The organism is Amycolatopsis stemonae (assembly GCF_054781455.1).
This window is the reverse complement of the sequence record NZ_BAAGUJ010000019.1, coordinates 63,384-81,374: the sequence shown is the minus strand read 5'-3', so window position 1 is coordinate 81,374 and position 17,991 is coordinate 63,384. Positions and strand designations below refer to the sequence as shown.

General features: G+C 71.3%; 23 protein-coding genes. 21 read left to right on the top strand and 2 right to left on the bottom strand.

Annotation, left to right across the window (positions count from 1 at the left end; genetic code table 11):
• Position 1 precedes the first annotated feature (1 nt).
• From ACYVLJ_RS41995 to ACYVLJ_RS41915, 17 genes are all read left to right on the top strand, one after another.
• Positions 2-754 (top strand): RsmE family RNA methyltransferase, encoded by a 753-nt coding sequence (locus tag ACYVLJ_RS41995; protein ID WP_460442883.1) that lies wholly within the window; start codon positions 2-4, stop codon positions 752-754.
• A gap of 388 nt (positions 755-1,142) precedes the next feature.
• Positions 1,143-1,508, top strand: a complete 366-nt coding sequence (locus ACYVLJ_RS41990; protein ID WP_451978747.1) for a histidine triad nucleotide-binding protein — start codon at positions 1,143-1,145, stop codon at positions 1,506-1,508.
• 89 nt (positions 1,509-1,597) lie between these two features.
• Positions 1,598-2,671, top strand: coding sequence for a PhoH family protein (locus ACYVLJ_RS41985; protein WP_451978750.1), 1,074 nt, complete (start codon positions 1,598-1,600; stop codon positions 2,669-2,671).
• The gene (gene ybeY, locus ACYVLJ_RS41980; protein ID WP_451978753.1) at positions 2,668-3,228 is read left to right on the top strand and encodes an rRNA maturation RNase YbeY; all 561 of its coding nucleotides are present in this window, start codon (positions 2,668-2,670) and stop codon (positions 3,226-3,228) included. Before ACYVLJ_RS41985 ends, ybeY begins: the two co-directional genes overlap by 4 nt.
• A gap of 9 nt (positions 3,229-3,237) precedes the next feature.
• A complete protein-coding gene (locus ACYVLJ_RS41975) occupies positions 3,238-4,584 on the top strand; it encodes a hemolysin family protein (RefSeq protein WP_460442882.1) in 1,347 nt (448 codons plus the stop codon).
• Positions 4,577-4,915, top strand: coding sequence for a cytidine deaminase (locus tag ACYVLJ_RS41970; RefSeq protein ID WP_451978759.1), 339 nt, complete (start codon positions 4,577-4,579; stop codon positions 4,913-4,915). The genes ACYVLJ_RS41975 and ACYVLJ_RS41970 overlap by 8 nt, the downstream gene beginning before the upstream one ends.
• Positions 4,912-5,808 (top strand): GTPase Era, encoded by an 897-nt coding sequence (gene era, locus ACYVLJ_RS41965; protein ID WP_451978762.1) that lies wholly within the window; start codon positions 4,912-4,914, stop codon positions 5,806-5,808. Before ACYVLJ_RS41970 ends, era begins: the two co-directional genes overlap by 4 nt.
• A 178-nt stretch (positions 5,809-5,986) precedes the next feature.
• Positions 5,987-6,376, top strand: coding sequence for a CD225/dispanin family protein (locus ACYVLJ_RS41960; RefSeq protein ID WP_451978765.1), 390 nt, complete (start codon positions 5,987-5,989; stop codon positions 6,374-6,376).
• 26 nt (positions 6,377-6,402) lie between these two features.
• Entirely contained in the window at positions 6,403-6,768 is a 366-nt protein-coding gene (locus ACYVLJ_RS41955; protein WP_451978768.1) for a CD225/dispanin family protein, read from the top strand.
• A complete protein-coding gene (locus ACYVLJ_RS41950; protein ID WP_451978771.1) occupies positions 6,765-7,220 on the top strand; it encodes a DUF2752 domain-containing protein in 456 nt (151 codons plus the stop codon). Before ACYVLJ_RS41955 ends, ACYVLJ_RS41950 begins: the two co-directional genes overlap by 4 nt.
• Positions 7,221-7,401: 181 nt before the next feature.
• Positions 7,402-8,430: an RDD family protein gene (locus ACYVLJ_RS41945; RefSeq protein WP_460442881.1), complete on the top strand. Its 1,029-nt coding sequence runs from the start codon at positions 7,402-7,404 to the stop codon at positions 8,428-8,430.
• Between the two features lie 65 nt (positions 8,431-8,495).
• Entirely contained in the window at positions 8,496-8,972 is a 477-nt protein-coding gene (locus ACYVLJ_RS41940; RefSeq protein ID WP_451978777.1) for a CD225/dispanin family protein, read from the top strand.
• Positions 8,973-9,032: 60 nt separating this feature from the next.
• Entirely contained in the window at positions 9,033-9,794 is a 762-nt protein-coding gene (gene recO, locus ACYVLJ_RS41935) for a DNA repair protein RecO (protein WP_451978780.1), read from the top strand.
• A gap of 38 nt (positions 9,795-9,832) precedes the next feature.
• Entirely contained in the window at positions 9,833-10,645 is an 813-nt protein-coding gene (locus ACYVLJ_RS41930; protein ID WP_451978783.1) for an isoprenyl transferase, read from the top strand.
• Positions 10,642-11,067 carry a YbjN domain-containing protein gene (locus ACYVLJ_RS41925; RefSeq protein ID WP_460442880.1) on the top strand — a complete coding sequence of 142 codons (426 nt, stop codon included), beginning with the start codon at positions 10,642-10,644 and terminating at the stop codon, positions 11,065-11,067. The genes ACYVLJ_RS41930 and ACYVLJ_RS41925 overlap by 4 nt, the downstream gene beginning before the upstream one ends.
• Before the next feature lie 119 nt (positions 11,068-11,186).
• Positions 11,187-12,188, top strand: a complete 1,002-nt coding sequence (locus tag ACYVLJ_RS41920; RefSeq protein ID WP_460442879.1) for a permease — start codon at positions 11,187-11,189, stop codon at positions 12,186-12,188.
• The gene (locus tag ACYVLJ_RS41915; protein WP_460442878.1) at positions 12,185-12,934 is read left to right on the top strand and encodes a TIGR03943 family putative permease subunit; all 750 of its coding nucleotides are present in this window, start codon (positions 12,185-12,187) and stop codon (positions 12,932-12,934) included. Before ACYVLJ_RS41920 ends, ACYVLJ_RS41915 begins: the two co-directional genes overlap by 4 nt.
• Positions 12,935-12,945: 11 nt before the next feature.
• Here the strand turns inward: ACYVLJ_RS41915 and ACYVLJ_RS41910 are convergent, their stop codons facing one another.
• Together ACYVLJ_RS41910 and ACYVLJ_RS41905 are read right to left on the bottom strand one after the other, a co-directional pair.
• On the bottom strand, positions 12,946-13,371 hold the full coding sequence (locus tag ACYVLJ_RS41910) for a Fur family transcriptional regulator (RefSeq protein WP_451978795.1): 426 nt from the start codon (positions 13,369-13,371) through the stop codon (positions 12,946-12,948).
• A complete protein-coding gene (locus ACYVLJ_RS41905; protein ID WP_451978798.1) occupies positions 13,371-13,736 on the bottom strand; it encodes an ArsR/SmtB family transcription factor in 366 nt (121 codons plus the stop codon). Before ACYVLJ_RS41905 ends, ACYVLJ_RS41910 begins: the two co-directional genes overlap by 1 nt.
• A gap of 265 nt (positions 13,737-14,001) precedes the next feature.
• On the opposite strand from ACYVLJ_RS41905, the gene ACYVLJ_RS41900 reads away from it, so the two are divergent.
• The 4 genes from ACYVLJ_RS41900 to ACYVLJ_RS41885 all read left to right on the top strand — a co-directional run bounded on the left by ACYVLJ_RS41900 (position 14,002) and on the right by ACYVLJ_RS41885 (position 17,933).
• The gene (locus ACYVLJ_RS41900) at positions 14,002-15,087 is read left to right on the top strand and encodes an LPXTG cell wall anchor domain-containing protein (protein ID WP_460442877.1); all 1,086 of its coding nucleotides are present in this window, start codon (positions 14,002-14,004) and stop codon (positions 15,085-15,087) included.
• Positions 15,088-15,726: a class F sortase gene (locus tag ACYVLJ_RS41895; RefSeq protein WP_460442876.1), complete on the top strand. Its 639-nt coding sequence runs from the start codon at positions 15,088-15,090 to the stop codon at positions 15,724-15,726.
• Between the two features lie 93 nt (positions 15,727-15,819).
• Positions 15,820-16,461 carry a class F sortase gene (locus tag ACYVLJ_RS41890; protein ID WP_460442875.1) on the top strand — a complete coding sequence of 214 codons (642 nt, stop codon included), beginning with the start codon at positions 15,820-15,822 and terminating at the stop codon, positions 16,459-16,461.
• An 83-nt stretch (positions 16,462-16,544) separates the two neighbouring features.
• Positions 16,545-17,933 carry a glycine--tRNA ligase gene (locus ACYVLJ_RS41885; RefSeq protein ID WP_451978809.1) on the top strand — a complete coding sequence of 463 codons (1,389 nt, stop codon included), beginning with the start codon at positions 16,545-16,547 and terminating at the stop codon, positions 17,931-17,933.
• The last annotated feature ends 58 nt before the right edge of the window (positions 17,934-17,991 follow it).

The following is a 17,991-nucleotide window of genomic DNA, read 5'->3' as shown; positions in this document are numbered from 1 at the left end:
CGTGCCCGACACCACCCTGCCGGTCTTCCTCGCCGCGTCCGTGCCCGCCTCCGGGCGCACGGTCCTCGACGGCGAGGAAGCCCGGCACGCGGCCACGGTCCGCCGCCTGCGCGCGGGGGAGCGGCTGGTGCTCTCCGACGGCGCCGGCGCGATGGCCCGCTGCGTCGTCGAGGCCGTCCAGCCGGGCCGCGACGCCGCGGTCACGCTGTCGGTCGAGGAACACTGGACCGAGGAACCACCCGCCCTGCGCGTCGTGGTCGCCCAGGCCCTCGCCAAAGGCGACCGCGGCGAGCTGGCGGTCGAGCTGGCCACCGAGGCCGGCGTCGACGCCGTCGTGCCCTGGCGCGCCGCCCGCAGCGTCGCCAAGTGGGAAGACGGCAACCGCGGCGGCAAGGCCCTCGCCCGCTGGCGCGCCACCGCCCGCGCGGCCGCCAAACAAGCCCGCCGCGCCCACGTCCCCGACGTCACCGAACCCGTCACCACCGGCGAGCTCGCCGAGCTGGTCGCCACCACGAGCCTCGCGATCGTGCTCGAATCCGGCACCCCGGCCCGCCTCACCGACCTCGCCCTCCCCGACACCGGCGACATCCTCCTCGTGGTCGGCCCCGAGGGCGGCATCACCGACGCCGAGCTTCGCACCCTGTGCGAAGCCGGTGCTCAGGCCGTTCGCCTCGGCACGACCGTCCTGCGCACCTCCACCGCCGCGGCCGTCGCCCTCGGCGCGCTCGGCGCCCTCACCACCCGGTGGCGGTGAAAAGATCACCGGAAAAAAGCCCCCCGATTTTGCGCCCAGTTATGGCGCGATCACACTCCGACCCGTTACTCTCGTTTACTAACGCGCCACCCACCGTTTCGGCGCGCCACTGGGAAAGCACAGACCCCGCCGGGCACCTCCCCCCTCGGTCCGGCGGCCGCCGCGGCTGCGGTAGATCGACCCCCAGGGTCTACCGCGCCGCGGCCCCCTTCCTCGCTTCGCTCGGTCGGGGGCCGCTTTGCGTTCGTTGTGTTTTCTGGGGGTCGGACCCCCAGGCCCCCGCCGGGGCGAGCCCCGGACCCCCGCGTGGGTTCTCGTGTGGTTGGGGGGCGTTGGCGGGTGTGGTTGGGGGCGATGGCGGCTTGCTTGCTGTCGCTAGGGTGCTCCTATGAGCGACAGTGATGCCGAGACTCTCTTCGAGCGGATCATCGGTGGGGAGATTCCTGCCGATGTCGTCTACCAGGATGACTCCACCTTCGCCTTTCGGGATATTCGGCCGCAGGCGAAGGTTCATGTGCTTGTCGTGCCCAAGAAGCGGTATCGGAACGTCGGAGAGCTTGCCGCAGCCGACCCGCAGCTGCTGAGTGATCTTGTTGCCACTGCTCGTAAGGTTGCCGAGCTTGAGGGGATCCTTGAGAGTGGGTATCGCGTGGTCTTCAACACTGATGGGGATGCCGGGCAGACCGTGTTTCACGTTCATGCCCATGTGCTGGGCGGGGAACAGCTGGGGTTCTTCGGCGCGCACGGCGGCTGACCGGTAAACCGGCCTGCGTTCTGTCGGGGGGTGCCAGTAGCATCGGAGGGGTCCGCAGTCCCTCATGCAGAAAGCAGGGCCGAGGCCACGTGGCCGGAACCGTACCGGGTGGAGCCGCCCGACCCGACGTCCCCGGGGACGTCCCGAAGACCGAGGATGCCGCCACCCAGGCCGCGCAGTCCCGGTTCCCCATTCCCGACGCCGCCGCCCTGAGCCTGCTCGGGTCCCGCGACGAGAACCTGCGCGTCGCCGAAGAGCTCCTGGCCGCCGACGTGCACGTGCGCGGCAACGAGGTCACCCTCACCGGCACCCCCGCCGACGTCGCGTTCGCCGAGCGCGTCTTCGCCGAGCTCGTCCAGCTCGCCGGGGGCGGGCAGCAGGTCGGGCCCGACACCGTCCGCCGCACCGTCTCCATGCTCTCCAGCGGAGACGCGTCCCCGGCCGAGGTGCTCAGCCTCAACATCGTCTCCCGCCGCGGCAAGACCATCCGGCCCAAGACGCTCAACCAGAAGCGCTACGTCGACGCCATCGACAAGCACACCGTCGTCTTCGGCATCGGCCCCGCCGGCACCGGCAAGACGTACCTCGCGATGGCCAAGGCCGTCCAGGCGCTGCAGGCCAAGCAGGTCACCCGCATCGTGCTGACCCGCCCGGCCGTCGAAGCCGGCGAGCGCCTCGGCTACCTGCCCGGCACGCTCAACGAGAAGATCGACCCCTACCTGCGGCCGCTCTACGACGCGCTGCACGACATGGTCGAACCCGAGTCCATCCCGCGGCTCATGCAGGCCGGCACCATCGAGATCGCGCCGCTCGCCTACATGCGCGGCCGTACGCTCAATGACGCCTTCATCATCCTCGACGAGGCGCAGAACACCACGCCCGAGCAGATGAAGATGTTCCTCACCCGCCTCGGCTTCGGCTCCAAGATCGTCGTCACCGGCGACATCACCCAGGTCGACCTGCCCAGCGGGCAGCGCAGCGGCCTCCGGGTCGTCCGCGACATCCTCCACGGCGTCGAGGACCTCCACTTCGCCGAGCTGACCAGCCAGGACGTCGTCCGGCACAAGCTCGTCGGCGACATCGTCGACGCCTACGAGAAGTGGCAGGCCGTGCAGGACGCGCAGCAACAGCAGGGCAACGGCTGGAAGGGCAACCGGCGGTGAGCATCGAGATCGCCAACGAGTCCGGCGTCAACGTCGACGAGACGTCCATCGTCTCGGCCGCCCGCTACGCCCTCGACAAGATGGAGGTCAGCCCGCTCGCCGAGCTGTCCATCCTGCTCGTCACGCTCGACGTCATGGAAGACCTCCACGAACGCTGGATGGACCTGCCCGGCCCCACCGACGTCATGGCCTTCCCGATGGACGAGCTCGACTCCTCCCGCCGCCCGGACGCGCCCGACGCGTCGCCCGCGCTGCTCGGGGACATCGTGCTCTGCCCGGCGTTCGCCAAGGACCAGGCCAAGACCGCGGGTCACGCCCTGATCGACGAGCTGCACCTGCTCACCGTGCACGGCTGCCTTCACCTCCTCGGCTACGACCACGCCGAGCCCGCCGAGGAACGCGAGATGTTCGCCCTCCAGAAGCGGATCCTCGGCGAGTACCAGGAAGCCGTCGCGGCCCTGCAGAAGCGCGACGCCCAGCGCAGCTCCGACGACCGTGTCCTCGGCTTCGCCGGGCTCGACGCCGGCGAACAACCACCCGCCGGGGAAACGCCTTAGGCGCGAGCCATGGTCCAGCTCCTCTTCGCGATCGCGCTCGTGCTCCTCGCGGGCGTGTTCGCCGCGGCCGACGCCGCCATCAGCACCGTCTCGCAGGCCCGGGCCGACGGCCTCGCCCGGCTCGGGCTGCCCGGCGCGCGCCACCTTTCCGCCGTCGTCGCCGAACGACGGCGGCACATCAACCTGCTGCTCCTGCTGCGCCTCGGCTGCGAGCTCACCGCGACGGTGCTCGTCACCGTGGCCCTCGGCACCCGCATCCGGCCCCTCGGGCTCGCCGTGCTGGTCGCCGCGGTCGTCATGGTCGTGGTCAGCTACGTCCTCATCGGCGTCGGCCCCCGCACCCTCGGCCGCCAGCACCCGTACCGCATCGGCCGCTACGTCGCCGGGCCCGTCCGCGTCCTCGGCTCGGTCCTCGGCCCGCTGTCCCGGCTGCTGATCCTGATCGGTAACGCGATCACGCCCGGCCAGGGCTTCCGCGAAGGCCCGTTCACCTCCGAAGTCGAGCTGCGGGAGCTCGTCGACCTCGCCCAGGAACGCGGCGTCGTCGAGGACTCCGAGCGCGAGATGATCCACTCGGTGTTCGAGCTCGGCGACACCGTCGCCCGCGAGGTCATGGTGCCGCGCACCGAGATCGTCTGGATCGAGCGCACCAAGACCGTCCGGCAGGCCCTCGCGCTCGCCCTGCGCACCGGCTTCACCCGGCTCCCGGTGATCGACGAGTCCGTCGACGACATCGTCGGCGTCGTCAACATCAAGGACCTGATGTCGGCGTACATGGACCCGGACGGGTCGAGCACGATCGTCGACACGCTGATGAACGAGGCGTCCTTCGTCCCCGACTCGAAGCGCCTCGACGAGCTGCTCAAGGAAATGCAGCGCTCGCACAACCACATGGCGATCGCCGTCGACGAGTACGGCGGCACCGCGGGCCTGCTCACCATCGAGGACGTGCTCGAGGAGATCGTCGGCGAGATCACCGACGAGTCCGACGCCGACGAGCGCCCCGAGGTCGAGGAGCTCGACGACGGCGCGGTCCGCGTCTCGTCCCGGATGAGCGTCGACGACCTGGGCGAACTGTTCGGCCTCGACCTCGAAGACCACGACGTGGAGACCGTGGGCGGGCTGCTCGCGGAACGACTGGGTAGGGTCCCGCTACCGGGGGCCGAAGCCGAGGTCGCCGGCCTTCGGCTGTTCGCCGAAGGGGGCAAGGACCGGCGGGGCCGCATGCGGATCACGTCCGTGGTCGTGCACCCGGCCGACGCCGAGGCGATGACCGACCCGGCCGACCGGACCGCGCGCCGCCGCACGCGCCCGCCCCACCCCGACGAACGCGACAGGAGCGTCGAACATGCCTGACCTCGAGGCGGAGGACCAGAAGCTGGTCACCCTCGCGCGGTCCTCGCGCGCCCGCATCCAGGCCCCCGAGGGCGCCGCGGTCCGCGACACCGACGGCCGCACCTACGCCGCGGGCACGGTCGACCAGCCGTCGTTCAAGCTCACCGCGCTCCAGGCCGCGGTCGCCGCCGCGCTCTCCAGCGGTGCCGAAGGCATCGAGGCCGCCGCCGTCGTCTCCGAGGAGGGCCTGCTCAAGGAGGCGTCGGTGCACGCCGTTCGCGACATCGCGAAGTACGCGCCGATCATCCTCGCCGCCCCGGACGGCGAAGTCCTCAAGGTGCTCGAGCGATGACCGAGCACCGCTCCGGCTTCGCCTGCTTCGTCGGCCGTCCCAACGCGGGCAAGTCGACGCTGACCAACGCCCTCGTCGGCACCAAGGTCGCGATCACCTCCAGCAAGCCGCAGACCACGCGCCACGCCATCCGCGGCATCGTGCACCGCGAGGACGCCCAGCTCGTCCTCATCGACACCCCCGGCCTGCACCGCCCGCGCACGCTGCTCGGCGAGCGGCTCAACGACGTCGTGCACGCCACGTGGTCCGAAGTGGACGTCATCGGGCTCTGCGTGCCGGCGAACGAAAAGATCGGCCCCGGCGACAGGTTCATCGCCGCCGAGCTGCAGAAGATCGCGAAGCGCACCCCCGTCGTCGGCATCGTCACGAAGACGGACCTCGTGCAGCCGCAGCAGGTCGCCGAACAGTTGCTTGCCCTGCAGCAAGTGATGGACTTCGCCGAGCTCGTCCCGGTGTCCGCAGTGGACGGTTTCCAGGTCGACACGCTGGCGAAGCTGCTCGTCGAGCGGCTGCCCGAGGGCCCGCAGCTCTACCCGGGCGGCGAGCTCACCGACGAACCCGAGCAGACCCTGGTCGCGGAGCTGATCCGCGAGGCGGCGCTGGAAGGCGTCCGCGACGAGCTGCCGCACTCGATCGCCGTCACCGTCGAGGAGATGCTGCCCCGCGAAGGCCGCGACGACCTCATCGACGTGCACGCCTTCCTCTACGTCGAACGCCCCAGCCAGAAGGGGATCATCCTCGGGCACAAGGGCGAACGGCTGCGCGAGGTCGGCGCCACCGCGCGCGGGCACATCGAGCGGCTGCTCGGCTCGAAGGTGTATCTCGACCTGCACGTCAAGGTGGCCAAGGACTGGCAGCGCGACCCGCGCCAGCTGCGCCGGCTGGGTTTCTGACCCCGGCCGGGGAGCGTCAGCCGAATTCCTGGTCTCGATTCGGTCGCGGCGGGAGCAAACGCCGGGCACGCGACGTTCCGGCCCCCTACAGTCGCGGCTTCGACCACACCGCAGCCGATCGGGGCGGCGGCGAACCCGGTGGTCGTCCAGGGAGCACGACGAAGGGGAACGACCGACCATGACCGACAGCCAGGGCATGCCCAACTACCCCGGCGACCAGCCGAACCAGCCCGGCGGCCAGCCGAACTACCCCGGTGGGCAGCCGAACTACCCCGGCGGCCAGCCGGGTGGCTACCAGCCGGGCCCGCCGCCCAGCAACTACCTCGTGTGGGCCATCCTCACCACGATCTTCTGCTGCCTCCCGTTCGGCATCGTGTCGATCGTGAAGTCGACCCAGGTCAACAGCCTGTGGGCGCAGGGGCAGACGGCCGCCGCGCAGGAAGCGTCCGAAGCCGCCAAGAAGTGGGCGATCATCTCGGCGATCGTGGGTGTCGCGCTCAGCGTGCTGTACATCATCCTGGTGGTCGCCGGGGCCTTCACCTTCGGCTTCAGCACGTCGTCATACTGACGTAGCCGAGCAGCAGGAGGATTCCGGTGACCGACCAGTACCCGCCGCCGTACCCGCCCCCGGGCGGGCCGCCGCCTCCCGGTTACGGCTACGGCTACGGCTATGGACCGCCGAACTACGGGCCGCCCCCGGACAACAACATGGTGTGGGCGATCCTGAGCACGGTGCTCTGCTGCCTGCCGCTGGGCATCGTCGCCATCGTGAAGTCCAGCCAGGTGAGCTCGCTGTGGTTCCAGGGCTACCACGCCGAGGCGCAGAAGGCCGCGGACGACGCCCGCAAGTGGGCGATGTGGTCGGCCATCTCGATCGGGATCCTCCTGCTGCTCTACGTCATCTTCATCGTGGTCATGCTCGTGGTCGTCGGGGTCAGCGCCGATCGGATCACGCCGTGACGGCGACGACCGTCTACACGGGATTCCCCGCGCACGGCACCAAGGCGAAGCTGCGGGCGCTGGGCCCGCCGCTCGCCGTGGTGGCCGGGCTCGGCGTGTGCTGCGCGGTCGTCTGGGCGGGCGACCCGACCACGCCGGGCGGGTTCCTGCCGGTCTGCCCGACCAAGGCCCTGCTCGGCATCGACTGCCCGGGCTGCGGCGGCCTGCGGATGGCCTACAGCCTGATGCACGGCGACATCCCCGCGGCCGTCCACTACAACGCCGTGTCCTTCGTCGTCGTGCTCCTGTTCGTGTGGAGCATCGCGGCGTGGACCGTCGGACGCCTGCGCGGCCGGGCCGTCGCGAGCTGGCTGCACTGGCGCTGGACGCCGCTGGCGTTTTCGGTCGTGTTCGTCGTCTGGTTCGTCATCCGCAACCTGCCGTTCGCGCCGTTCACCGGTCTGCGCGTCTGAACGATCACGCAGGGGAACCGGAAACGCGCCCCTCGCGTCGGACCCGCGGTCGGGTCACCCGGACAGCGGATGCCTGGGAGGCGCGACCGTCACCGGAGCGAGTACGCTCCCGCGGACCGGACCGATGAGGGCGGATCCGTTCCGCGACGTCGGGGAAGTGACCAGCGAGGGGGAGACCCACATGACCGATCCCTACGGCCAGCAGTCCTTCGGGCAGCCGCCCGGTGGCCAGCAGCCGTTCGGACAGCCGCAGCCGGGCCAGGCGCCGCCCCCGTACGGGCAGCCCGCGCCGTTCGGGCAGCCGGCTCCGTTCGGCCAGCCTGGCACTCCCTTCGGCGCACCGCAGAACTACGCGAACTGGGGCCAGCGCGCCGGCGCCCTGATCATCGACCAGGCACCGGTGCTCGTCATCTACCTCCTCGCGGTGATCCTCATGTTCACCGGCGCGCGGGGCATCGGCTTCCTCCTCTACGGGCTCGGCGGCCTGGTCGGCCTCGGCTGGACCATCTACAACCGGTGGATCCAGCAGGGCAACACCGGCCAGTCGCTCGGCAAGCGCGTCGTCGGGATCAAGCTCGTCGCCGAGCAGACCGGGCAGCCGGTCGGCGTCGGCACGGCCATCCTGCGCGACATCTGCCACATCGTCGACGGCCTGCCCTGCTACATCGGCTACCTGTGGCCGCTGTGGGACGACAAGAGCCAGACCTTCGCCGACAAGATCGTCAACTCGGTCGTCGTGGTCGGCGAAGCCTCGCCGGTGCCCGGCCAGGCGCCGTTCGGCCAGCCCGGCGGCTACCCGCCGCCGGGGCAGCAGCCCGGCCAGTTCGGCCAGCCGCCGTCCGGTGGTTTCCCGCAGCAGCAGCCGCAGTCCGGCGGGTTCGGCCAGCCCGCGCCGGGTGGCTTCCCGCAGCAGCCGCAGGGCTTCGGCCAGCCGCCGGCCGGGGGTCAGCCGCCGCAGCCGGGCGGGTTCGGCCAGCAGCCGGGCCAGCCGCTCGCCCCGCCGCCGGGCGGGTCGCCCTTCGACGAGGTCGAGCGCACCCAGATGCTCCGCCCGGACGCCCCCGCCGGGGGCGGGTCCGCGTTCGACGAGCAGGCCGAGCGCACCCAGATGCTGCGTCCCGAAGGCCAGGGCGACGCCGGTGCGACCCAGAAGATCCAGCCGGGCCAGTTCGGTCAGCCGCCGAACGACCAGCCGCCGCACCAGCAGTAAGCCGTTTCCGCGCACCACCGCCGGGTGACCCGGCGGACGTTCACGAATAGTTGGGGTACAAGTTCATGACCAATCCCTACGGCCAGCAGCAGCCGCCTTACGGCCAGCAGCCGCAGTCCGGCGGTTTCCAGCAGCCGCAGCAGCCCGGCTACGGCACGCCGTCCGGCGGCATGCCCGCGCCCTACGGCCAGCCCGCGCCGTACGGCCAGCCGGCCACCGGTGGCTTCGGCTCCCCGGGCTACGGCATGCCCGGTGGTGGCGGCGACATCAACGCCATCAAGGACTACAAGGGCTGGGCGATCGGCTGCATCTTCCTCTGCTGGATCCTCGCGATCTTCGCGATCATGAAGTCCAACGAGGTCCAGACGTACAAGATGCAGGGCAACTACATGATGGCGGAGCAGGCGTCGAAGACGACCAAGACGCTCTGCCTCATCGCCTCCATCATCGGCGCGCTCGGCTGCGTGTTCGCGATCATCTGGATCATCATCGCGGTCGTGGCGGCCTCGAGCGTCAGCTACTGCTCCGGGTACTACTGCTGATCCTCGCGGTTCCGCGGGGCGCTCCACCCCGGCATCGCCCGAGAGTGGGACGATGTCGGGGTGGTGAACCTCTACCGCGACACCGGCGTGGTGCTGCGGACGCACAAACTGGGTGAGGCCGACCGGATCGTCACCCTCCTCACGCGGCGGCACGGCAAGGTCCGTGCCGTGGCGAAGGGCGTGCGGCGCACGTCGTCGCGCTTCGGGGCCCGGCTGGAGCCGTTCGGCCACGTCGACGTGCAGTTCTACACCGGCCGCACGCTCGACGTCATCACCCAGGTCGAGACCGTCGACGCGTTCCAGCTGCCGCTGGTCGCCGACTACCAGGCCTACACCGCGGCCAGCGCGATCGCCGAAACCGCGGACCGGCTCTCGGCCGAAGAGGGCGAGCCGGTGCTCAAGCTGTACCTCCTCGTCGTCGGGGCGCTGCGCGCGCTCGCCGCGGGGGAGCGCGACTCCTCCCTGGTGCTCGACGCCTTCTTCCTCCGCGCGATGTCCTACGCCGGCTGGGCGCCCGCGCTCACCGAATGCGCCCGCTGCGGCCTGCCCGGCCCGCACAACGCGTTCAGCGTCGCCGCCGGCGGCTCGATGTGCCAGGACTGCCGCGTGCCCGGCTGCGTGCACCCCGCCCCCGAGGTCCTGGACCTGCTCACCGCCCTCCTGCACGGCGAATGGCCGCTGGCCGAGGCGACCCTGGCCGGCACCCGCCGCGACGCGAGCGGCCTGGTCGCGGCCCACCTGCAGTGGCATCTGGAGCGCCAGCTCCGCTCGCTTCCTCTGGTCGAGCGACGCGCCCGGGAAGCGGTGCAGCCCGGGCAGTAGGGTCGGCCTGATCGGTCAACCACCCAGGGAGGCGCCCAGTGCTGCGCAGGGGACGCGAGAACAAGGCGTCGCGATACGAGCTGCGGGCCCCGGATCCGCATCCCTCGGGCGCGAAGCCCCCGGAGATCCCGCGAGAGCTGGTCCCGAAGCACGTCGCGCTGGTCATGGACGGCAACGGCCGCTGGGCCAACCAGCGCGGCCTGCCGCGGATCGAAGGCCACAAGCGCGGCGAAGCGGTGATGATCGACGTCGCGAGCGGCGCCGTGGAGCTGGGCGTCAAGTGGCTCTCGGTGTACGCGTTCTCGACCGAGAACTGGAAGCGCAGCCCCGAAGAGGTGCGGTTCCTGATGGGCTTCAACCGCGACACGATCCGCCGTCAGGTCGACTACCTGGGCTCGATCGGCGTCCGCATCCGCTGGGCCGGGCGGCGGCCGAAGCTGTGGGCGTCGGTGATCAAGGAACTGCAGGCGGCCGAAGAGAAGACCAAGCACAACACCGCCCTGAACATGACGATGTGCGTCAACTACGGCGGCCGCGCCGAGCTGGGCGACGCGATGCAGCGGATCGCGCGGGACGTCGCCGACGGCAAGCTCGATCCCGGCAAGGTCACCGAGAAGACCATCGGGAAGTACCTGTACCAGCCCGAAATGCCGGACGTGGACCTGTTCCTGCGGCCCTCCGGCGAGCAGCGGACGTCGAACTTCCTGCTGTGGCAGTCGGCCTACGCCGAGATGGTCTACCAGGACACGCTGTTCCCGGACTTCGACCGGACGCACCTGTGGCGCGCCTGCCTGGAGTTCGCGAAGCGGGACCGCCGCTTCGGCGGCGCTGTCGACCAGGCGTCGTCATGAGCGCGACCGAAGCGGCCGAGACCGCGGAGCTGCTGACGCAGGCGAAGGACGCTCTCGAGCGTTACCTTGAAGTACGCGTCGACGACGACGGTGCGCTGACGTTCTCGCACGGCGACGTCCCGTGCGTCATCCAGGCCACCCGGCTCGGGGAGGGGCTCACCGTGCTCTCGCTGACCTGCGTGGTCGGCTGGGACCTGCCGGACCGCCCGGAGCTGTCGGTCGCGGTCGCCGAGCGCGCGGGCCAGGGGCTCTTCGGCACGCTCGGGGTGGGCCACTCGGACAACGGCCTCGACGTGACGCTGCGGTACGCCTTCCCCGCGGCCGGGCTGGACGAGGCGGCGCTCGGCACGTTGCTGATGCTCGTGGTGTCGACGGCGTCGCAGCTGCGGACCGATCTGCCCGGAATCGCCCCCGCCGAGTAACCCACACGGGCTGTCCTGTTCGCCGCGAACGGCGAATTCCCGCCGGAATCCGGCGCTTTTCGACCGTTCGCGGCTGTGCGGTGCTCTCGCTGTCGGACCCGGCTGGCATCATCGCCGTCGTGAACATCGTTTCCGACAACCCGCGGCGGACCCGGCGGTTCCGGGTCAGCTCGGTCGAGGTGCTGTGCGCGATCCTGCTGGTCGCGATCCTCGGCCAGGGCTGGCTGCAGCAGGCGTTCGACGTGCCCGCGCTGCGCACCGGCTCGACCGTGTTCGTCGCCGTCTGCGTGCAGGCGCTGCCCTTCCTGGTGCTGGGCGTGCTGATCAGCGGCGCGATCGCGGCGTTCGTGCCGGCCCGCGTGCTGGAGAAGGTGCTGCCGCGGCGGGCCGGGGCGGCGGTCGGCGTCGCCGGGCTGGCCGGCGTCGCGTTGCCGGGCTGCGAATGCGCTTCGGTGCCGGTGGCGCGGCGGCTGATGGGCCAGGGTGTGGCCCCGGCGGCGGCGCTGACGTTCCTGCTGGCGGCGCCGGCGGTGAACCCGGTGGTGCTGGTGGCCACGGCGGTGGCGTTCCCGGGCAAGCCGGAGATGGTCGTGGCGCGCTTCGCGGGTTCGCTCGCGACGGCGATGGTGATGGGCTGGCTGTGGGCCCGGTGGGGCAAGCTCGAGTGGATCACCGAGCGCGCGCTGCGGCGCTTGCCGGACGTTTCCGACGGCCACCGCTGGCGCGTCTTCGCGGAGACGGCCCGCACGGATCTGGTGGAGGCAGGCGGTTTCCTGGTGCTGGGGGCGCTGATCTCGTCGGCGCTGAACGTGCTGGTGCCGGCGCGCTGGTTCGGCGTCCTCGGCGACCAGCTGGTGCTGGGCATCGTGGTGATGGCGGTGCTCGCGGTGGTGCTGGCGCTGTGCAGCGAGGCGGACGCGTTCGTGGCGGCGTCGCTGACGGCGTTGCCGCTGCTGCCGAAGCTGGTGTTCCTGGTGGTGGGGCCGGCGGTGGACGTGAAGCTGTTCGCGTTGCAGGCGGGCACGTTCGGCCGGTCGTTCGCGATCCGGTTCGCCCCGGTGACCTTCGTGGTGGCGGCGGTGTGCGCGGTGGCGGCCGGGCTCGTGGTGGGGCTGGTATGAGGCGCGAGACGCAGAACATCCTGCTGGTCCTGCTCGGCGGCGCGCTGGTCAAGATCGCGGTGAACGGCGACTACCTGCGCTACGTCAAGCCCGCGCAGCAGCCGTGGGTCATCGCGGGTGGCGCGGTGATGGTGGTGCTGGGTGTGGTGGCGATCGCGCGTGACCTGCGGGCGGCGCGGGCGAAGGTCGCGGCGGGGGCGGAGCCGGGGACGGCGCCGGACGGGCCGGACCACGGCCACTCGCACTCGGCCCGGCCCGCGTGGCTGCTGCTGGTGCCGGTGCTGGCGGTGTTCCTGGTGGCCCCGCCCGCGCTGGGCGCGGACTCGGTGATCCGCACCGAGGCCCGGGTCCCGGCGAGCGCGGCGGCGGCCAACGCGGCGGCCTTCCCGCCGCTGCCGGCGGGCGCCGTGGTGCCGCTGTCGGTCAACGAGTTCGTCACGCGCGCGGGCTGGGACGCGGCGGGCACGCTCAACGGCCGCACGATCTCCCTGACCGGCTTCGTCGTGCACACGAACGGCACAACGTTGTTGGCGCGCTTGGTGATCAGCTGCTGCGCGGCGGACGCGTTCCCGGTGACGGTCCACCTCCGCGGCGGCGAAGCCGACCACTTGGCGACCGACGCGTGGATCCAGGTGACCGGCCAGGTGGTGCCGGGAACGGCGACGAGGAACAACAGCTACACGCCGGACTTCACGCTGTCTTCGATCGAGACGGTCCCCACGCCGAAGGACCCTTACGAATACTGAGCCTCCGCGGCTCAGTGCTCGGCGCAGGTCCCGGTGATCTCCACCGTGTGCGAGATCTGCGAAAAGCCGTTCTCGGCGGCGATCTTCTCGGCCCACCGCTCGACCGCGGGCCCCTCGACCTCCACCGTGCGGCCGCACACGCGGCACACCAGGTGATGGTGGTGGTGCGCGGAGCAGCGGCGGTAGATCGCTTCGCCCGAATCCGTGCGCAGGACGTCGATTTCGCCGGCCTCCGAGAGGGACTGCAGCGTGCGGTACACCGTCGTCAGGCCGATGCCGTCGCCGCGCTTGCGCAGCTCGTCGTGCAGCTCCTGGGCCGACCGGAAGTCGTCGACGGTGCTCAGCAGCTCGACGACCGCGGCCCGCTGGCGGGTCGATCGGCGCCCGGGCACCGGGGCCTGGCCGCGGTGTGCGGCGGGCTGGGCGGCGGGGGTCATCACTTTCCTTCCTGCACGTGGGCGACGGCGTCGACGACGATGTGCGCCAGGTGGTCGTCGGCGAGCCGGTAGACGACCTCGCGGCCGCGCCGCTCGCCCTGGACCACGCCGGCCGTCTTCAGCACCCGCAGGTGCTGGGAGATCAGCGGCTGCGCGACGTCGAGGGCGTCCACCAGCTCGTGCACGCACCGGTCGGCCGCGCGCAGCTGCAGCACGATCGCGATCCGGACCGGCGCCGCCAGCGCGCGCAGCAGGTCGCCGGCGTCGCTCAGGACCGCCGACGGCGGGTGGGCCGGTGCCGCGGCCACCGCCGGCGCGCACTCCGCGAGACCCGGCTGGGCGCCGCCCCCGGTCACCGTCGCCATACCCGCCTCCACCCTCGTCGCCGCGACATGAATTCCGTAGTCATTGCCGATAACGGCGCCACCCATCCTAGTGTTCCCCCGGGACGCGCCCCGCTCCGTCACCGGGGCTACGGGCTACGGCCGGTCGTATTACTCCATTCGGGTGAGTTCGTGGGGAATTGCCTCTTCGGCTTCGCATGTCGTGGCCGACGGTGCAAGGTTGTCGCGGAGCGTTTCGTCGCTTCTCGTACGCTGACGACCCGCCCGAGCAGAGCAGTGGGGAGACATGACCCGTTTCGTGACGAAGGCGGCTGTCCTGACGGCCGTGCTGTTCCCGCTGGTCGGAGCCGGGGTGGCCGGTGCCCAAGCGCAAGGGGTCGACGAGAAGACCGGACCGGTTTCGTTCGCGAACGTCGCGTCCGTCCGGATCTCGAGCGCGGGCCAGCCCGGCGGGGCCCTGATCACCGAGACGCAACGCTCGCCGCTGCTGCCCGGCCAGTCGAAGCTCGGCGCGGACCGCGTCTCGGTTCCCAAGGACGACGGCGAGCGCGCCACCTTCGGCGGGCACTACCAGATCGACCTCGGCCACTACACCAACGGGAACCCATACCCGCCGGGCGTCGCGATCCGTGACCACAACGTCGTCGCCGCGCTGCAGGCGACCACTGTGCCCACCGCCGTCGCCGAGACGAACTACGCGCTGCGCGACAACTCGCGCGGCGGGGCGAACGCGATCGACAACACCGTGCTCGTGCTCGAGGGCGCGAAGACGTCGGTCGACTGCACCGCGCCGTCGAAGCTCACGGGTACCTCGACGGTGACCCGGCTGTGGGTGCGCCAGGGCGGCGGCCTCGGCATCGTCCCGATGCCCGGCGGCACCGCGGGCCTGGAGCTGAAGAACCTGCGCCTGGGGCCGCCCGGCGACATCACGAACGCGTCCAAGGACACCTCGGTGTCCGACCTCAGGCTGACCCGCGTCTCCGCGTTCGACCAGCTGATCCGCCAGGACGGCTGGCGCGGCGGCGACTACACCGCCGTCGCCGGCTGGCACGTCGAGATCACCACGCACGTCAAGGACGCGGCGGGCACCGCGCTGCAGGACGTCGTGACGAACATCGTGCTCGGCGGGGTCAGCTGCTCGATCCCGAAGGGCTTCGTCGCGAAGGCCGCCGGCGGCACCGGCGGCGGCACGAGCGCGACGCAGGCCGCGGTGCCGACGCAGGTCCCGGCCGGCTACCTCGGCGCGGCCGAGCCCGACACCGGCAGTGACGGCTCGCGCGTCCCGCTCGGCATCGGCCTGCTGTTCGGCGGGGTGTTCTTCGCCGCCGTCGCGCTGCTGCTCGGCAGGCGGCGCAAGTCCGGGACGGACTAGGTGCTGCGCACCGGGCTGGCCGCTGTCGCGGCGGCGCTGGCCGTGGCCGCCTTCTCGGCCGGCGTCATCCTGCTGACCTGGCTGCCGCCCAAGCAGCCGTCGCTCGCGGCCCCGGCGCCCGGTTCGCTGCCGGGGGAGAACGCGGCCCCGGCCGTGCTGCCCGCGGACAGCGAATCGGCCGCGCAGCAGCGTCCGGGCACGGTCCGGCTGCCCGACGGCGCCACCGCCCGCCTGGTCCGCACCGAGCTGACCGACCAGGGCGTGCTGCCGATCCCGCGCGGCCTCGGCGACGCCGCCTGGTGGGGCGCCAAGCTGGGCGCGGCGCACGGGGCGTCGCTGCTGTCGGGGCACGTGAACTGGGAAGGGCGCCGAGGGCCGTTCGACGAGCTCTGGCGCATGCGCGACGGCGACGACATCAGCGTGGTCGACGCGCGCGGCGGCCGCTGGCTCTACCGCGTGTACGACGTCGTGACGCTGCCGAAGGAGGCGCTGCCGGCGCAGGCCGCGAAGTGGTTCGGCCAGGACGGCCCGCACCGCCTGGTCCTGGTGACCTGCGGCGGCGACTACGTCGGCGGCACCGAGGGCTACGACGAGAACCGCCTGGTCACCGCGAAGCTGGTGACCCGCCCCACCGCCTGAACCAGCCGCGGCGCCGGGTTCGGTGCAACCTCCCGCGCCCGCCGCCGCATGTCTGTCTTCGCAACGGCACGACCAGCGAAGGAGCACAGGCGCATGCAGGAGCGGAACCCGGCGGAGCGGAAGAAGGGCTCCGGCCGCTGGTGGATCGTCGGGGTCGCCGGCGCGTTCGTGGTCGCGGCGATCGTCGCGACGCTGCTCATCTTCACCGGAAAGGATGAACCCGCGGTCGCGAACGGCACGACCACGCCCGTCGCCGCCGCGGACCGGCCGGCGCGGCAGGACACCGGGCAGGCGCCCGTGCGGCTGAGCCTGCCCGGCGGCGGCACCGCCGAGCTGGTCCAGGAGGACCTCGACCAGGCCGGCGCGCTCAAGATCCCCGAAGGCCTCGACGAGGCCGCCTGGTGGGGTGCGAAGCTCGGCGCGGACCACGGCGTCGCGCTGCTGTCCGGGCACGTGAACTGGAAGGGCAAGAAGGGCCCGTTCACCGAGCTTTGGCAGGTCAAGCAGGGGCAGGAGGTCAAGCTGACCGACGCCGCGGGCGGCGCCTGGGTCTACCGCGTCGACGCGACGGAGACGATCCACAAGTCGGAGCTGGCCGGGCGCTCGGCGCAGCTGTTCGACCCGGACGGGCCGCACAAGCTGCTCCTGGTCACCTGCGGTGGCGAGTACGTCGGCGGCAGCGAGGGCTACGAGGACAACCGGGTCGTCACGGCGTCGCTGGTGTCCCGGCCGTAACCTGCGCGAAAAGACGTGGGCACCGGCGGATACCCTTGAGGTTCTAGTCCGATAACCGTCCCCGCATGCTTCCGGAGCGTGGAGTGCCCACGAACACCATCGATACCGTAGTCAGCCTGTGCAAGCGCCGTGGTTTCGTCTTCCCCAGCGGGGAGATCTACGGCGGTACCCGCTCGGCGTGGGACTACGGGCCGCTCGGGGTCGAACTCAAGGACAACATCAAGCGCCAGTGGTGGAAGACGGTCGTGCAGGGCCGGGACGACGTCGTCGGCCTCGACTCGTCGGTGATCCTGCCGCGCCAGGTGTGGGTGGCTTCGGGGCACGTCAACGTGTTCACCGACCCGCTGATCGAGTGCCTGTCGTGCCACAAGCGCTTCCGCGCCGACCAGCTGGCCGAGGAGTACGAAGCGCGCAGCGGCAAGCAGACGACCGAGGACGACCTGTCCGACGTCCCCTGCCCGAACTGCGGCACGCGCGGCAAGTACACCGAGCCGCGGGACTTCAACATGATGCTGAAGACCTACCTCGGCCCGGTGGAGTCCGAAGAGGGCCTGGCCTACCTCCGCCCGGAGACGGCGCAGGGCATCTTCGTGAACTTCCTCAACGTCCAGACGACGTCGCGGAAGAAGCCGCCGTTCGGTATCGGCCAGATCGGCAAGTCGTTCCGCAACGAGATCACGCCGGGCAACTTCATCTTCCGGACGCGCGAGTTCGAGCAGATGGAGATGGAGTTCTTCGTCGAGCCGGGCGAGGACGAGACCTGGCACCAGTACTGGATCGACCAGCGCACGGAGTGGTACACGGACCTCGGCATCAAGGCCGAGAACCTGCGCCACTACGAGCACCCGAAGGAGAAGCTCTCCCACTACTCGAAGCGCACCGTCGACATCGAGTACCGGTTCGCGTTCAACGCGGGCCAGGAGTGGGGCGAGCTGGAAGGCATCGCCAACCGGACCGACTTCGACCTGACGACGCACTCGAACCACTCGGGCGTGGACCTGTCGTACTTCGACCAGGCGGCCGGGCAGCGCTACCGCCCGTTCGTGATCGAGCCCGCGGCGGGTGTCGGCCGGTCGATGATGGCCTTCCTCGTCGACGCCTACCACGAGGAAGAGGCGCCGACGGCCAAGGGCACGGTCGAGACCCGCGTGGTGCTTAAGCTCGACCCGCGGCTTTCGCCGTTCAAGGTCGCGGTGCTGCCGCTCTCGCGCAACGCCGACCTGACCCCGAAGGCGAAGGACGTCGCGGCGACGCTGCGCAAGCACTGGAACGTCGACTTCGACGACGCCCAGGCGATCGGCCGCCGCTACCGCCGCCAGGACGAGATCGGCACGCCGTACTGCGTCACGGTGGACTTCGATTCGCTCGAGGACCAGGCCGTGACGGTGCGCGAGCGCGACTCGATGTCGCAGGAGCGCATCGCGATCGACAAGCTGGAGTCGTACCTGGCCGCGCGCCTGATCGGCTGCTGAACACCCCGGGGCCCGGATACCCCTGACACCTGTCACGGTCAGGTGGTGACGCACGGTC

Bases quoted from the DNA above. Each gene is read 5' to 3' on its own strand.
- ACYVLJ_RS41975 (WP_460442882.1), top strand. From the start codon at position 3,238: ATGGTCCAGCTCCTCTTCGCGATCGCGCTCGTGCTCCTCGCGGGCGTG.
- ACYVLJ_RS41970 (WP_451978759.1), top strand. From the start codon at position 4,577: ATGCCTGACCTCGAGGCGGAGGACCAGAAGCTGGTCACCCTCGCGCGG.
- ACYVLJ_RS41925 (WP_460442880.1), top strand. From the start codon at position 10,642: ATGAGCGCGACCGAAGCGGCCGAGACCGCGGAGCTGCTGACGCAGGCG.
- ACYVLJ_RS41990 (WP_451978747.1), top strand. From the start codon at position 1,143: ATGAGCGACAGTGATGCCGAGACTCTCTTCGAGCGGATCATCGGTGGG.
- ACYVLJ_RS41945 (WP_460442881.1), top strand. From the start codon at position 7,402: ATGACCGATCCCTACGGCCAGCAGTCCTTCGGGCAGCCGCCCGGTGGC.
- ACYVLJ_RS41905 (WP_451978798.1), bottom strand. From the start codon at position 13,736: ATGGCGACGGTGACCGGGGGCGGCGCCCAGCCGGGTCTCGCGGAGTGC.
- era (WP_451978762.1), top strand. From the start codon at position 4,912: ATGACCGAGCACCGCTCCGGCTTCGCCTGCTTCGTCGGCCGTCCCAAC.
- ACYVLJ_RS41910 (WP_451978795.1), bottom strand. From the start codon at position 13,371: ATGACCCCCGCCGCCCAGCCCGCCGCACACCGCGGCCAGGCCCCGGTG.
- ACYVLJ_RS41960 (WP_451978765.1), top strand. From the start codon at position 5,987: ATGACCGACAGCCAGGGCATGCCCAACTACCCCGGCGACCAGCCGAAC.
- ACYVLJ_RS41915 (WP_460442878.1), top strand. From the start codon at position 12,185: ATGAGGCGCGAGACGCAGAACATCCTGCTGGTCCTGCTCGGCGGCGCG.
- ACYVLJ_RS41890 (WP_460442875.1), top strand. From the start codon at position 15,820: ATGCAGGAGCGGAACCCGGCGGAGCGGAAGAAGGGCTCCGGCCGCTGG.
- ACYVLJ_RS41900 (WP_460442877.1), top strand. From the start codon at position 14,002: ATGACCCGTTTCGTGACGAAGGCGGCTGTCCTGACGGCCGTGCTGTTC.
- ACYVLJ_RS41940 (WP_451978777.1), top strand. From the start codon at position 8,496: ATGACCAATCCCTACGGCCAGCAGCAGCCGCCTTACGGCCAGCAGCCG.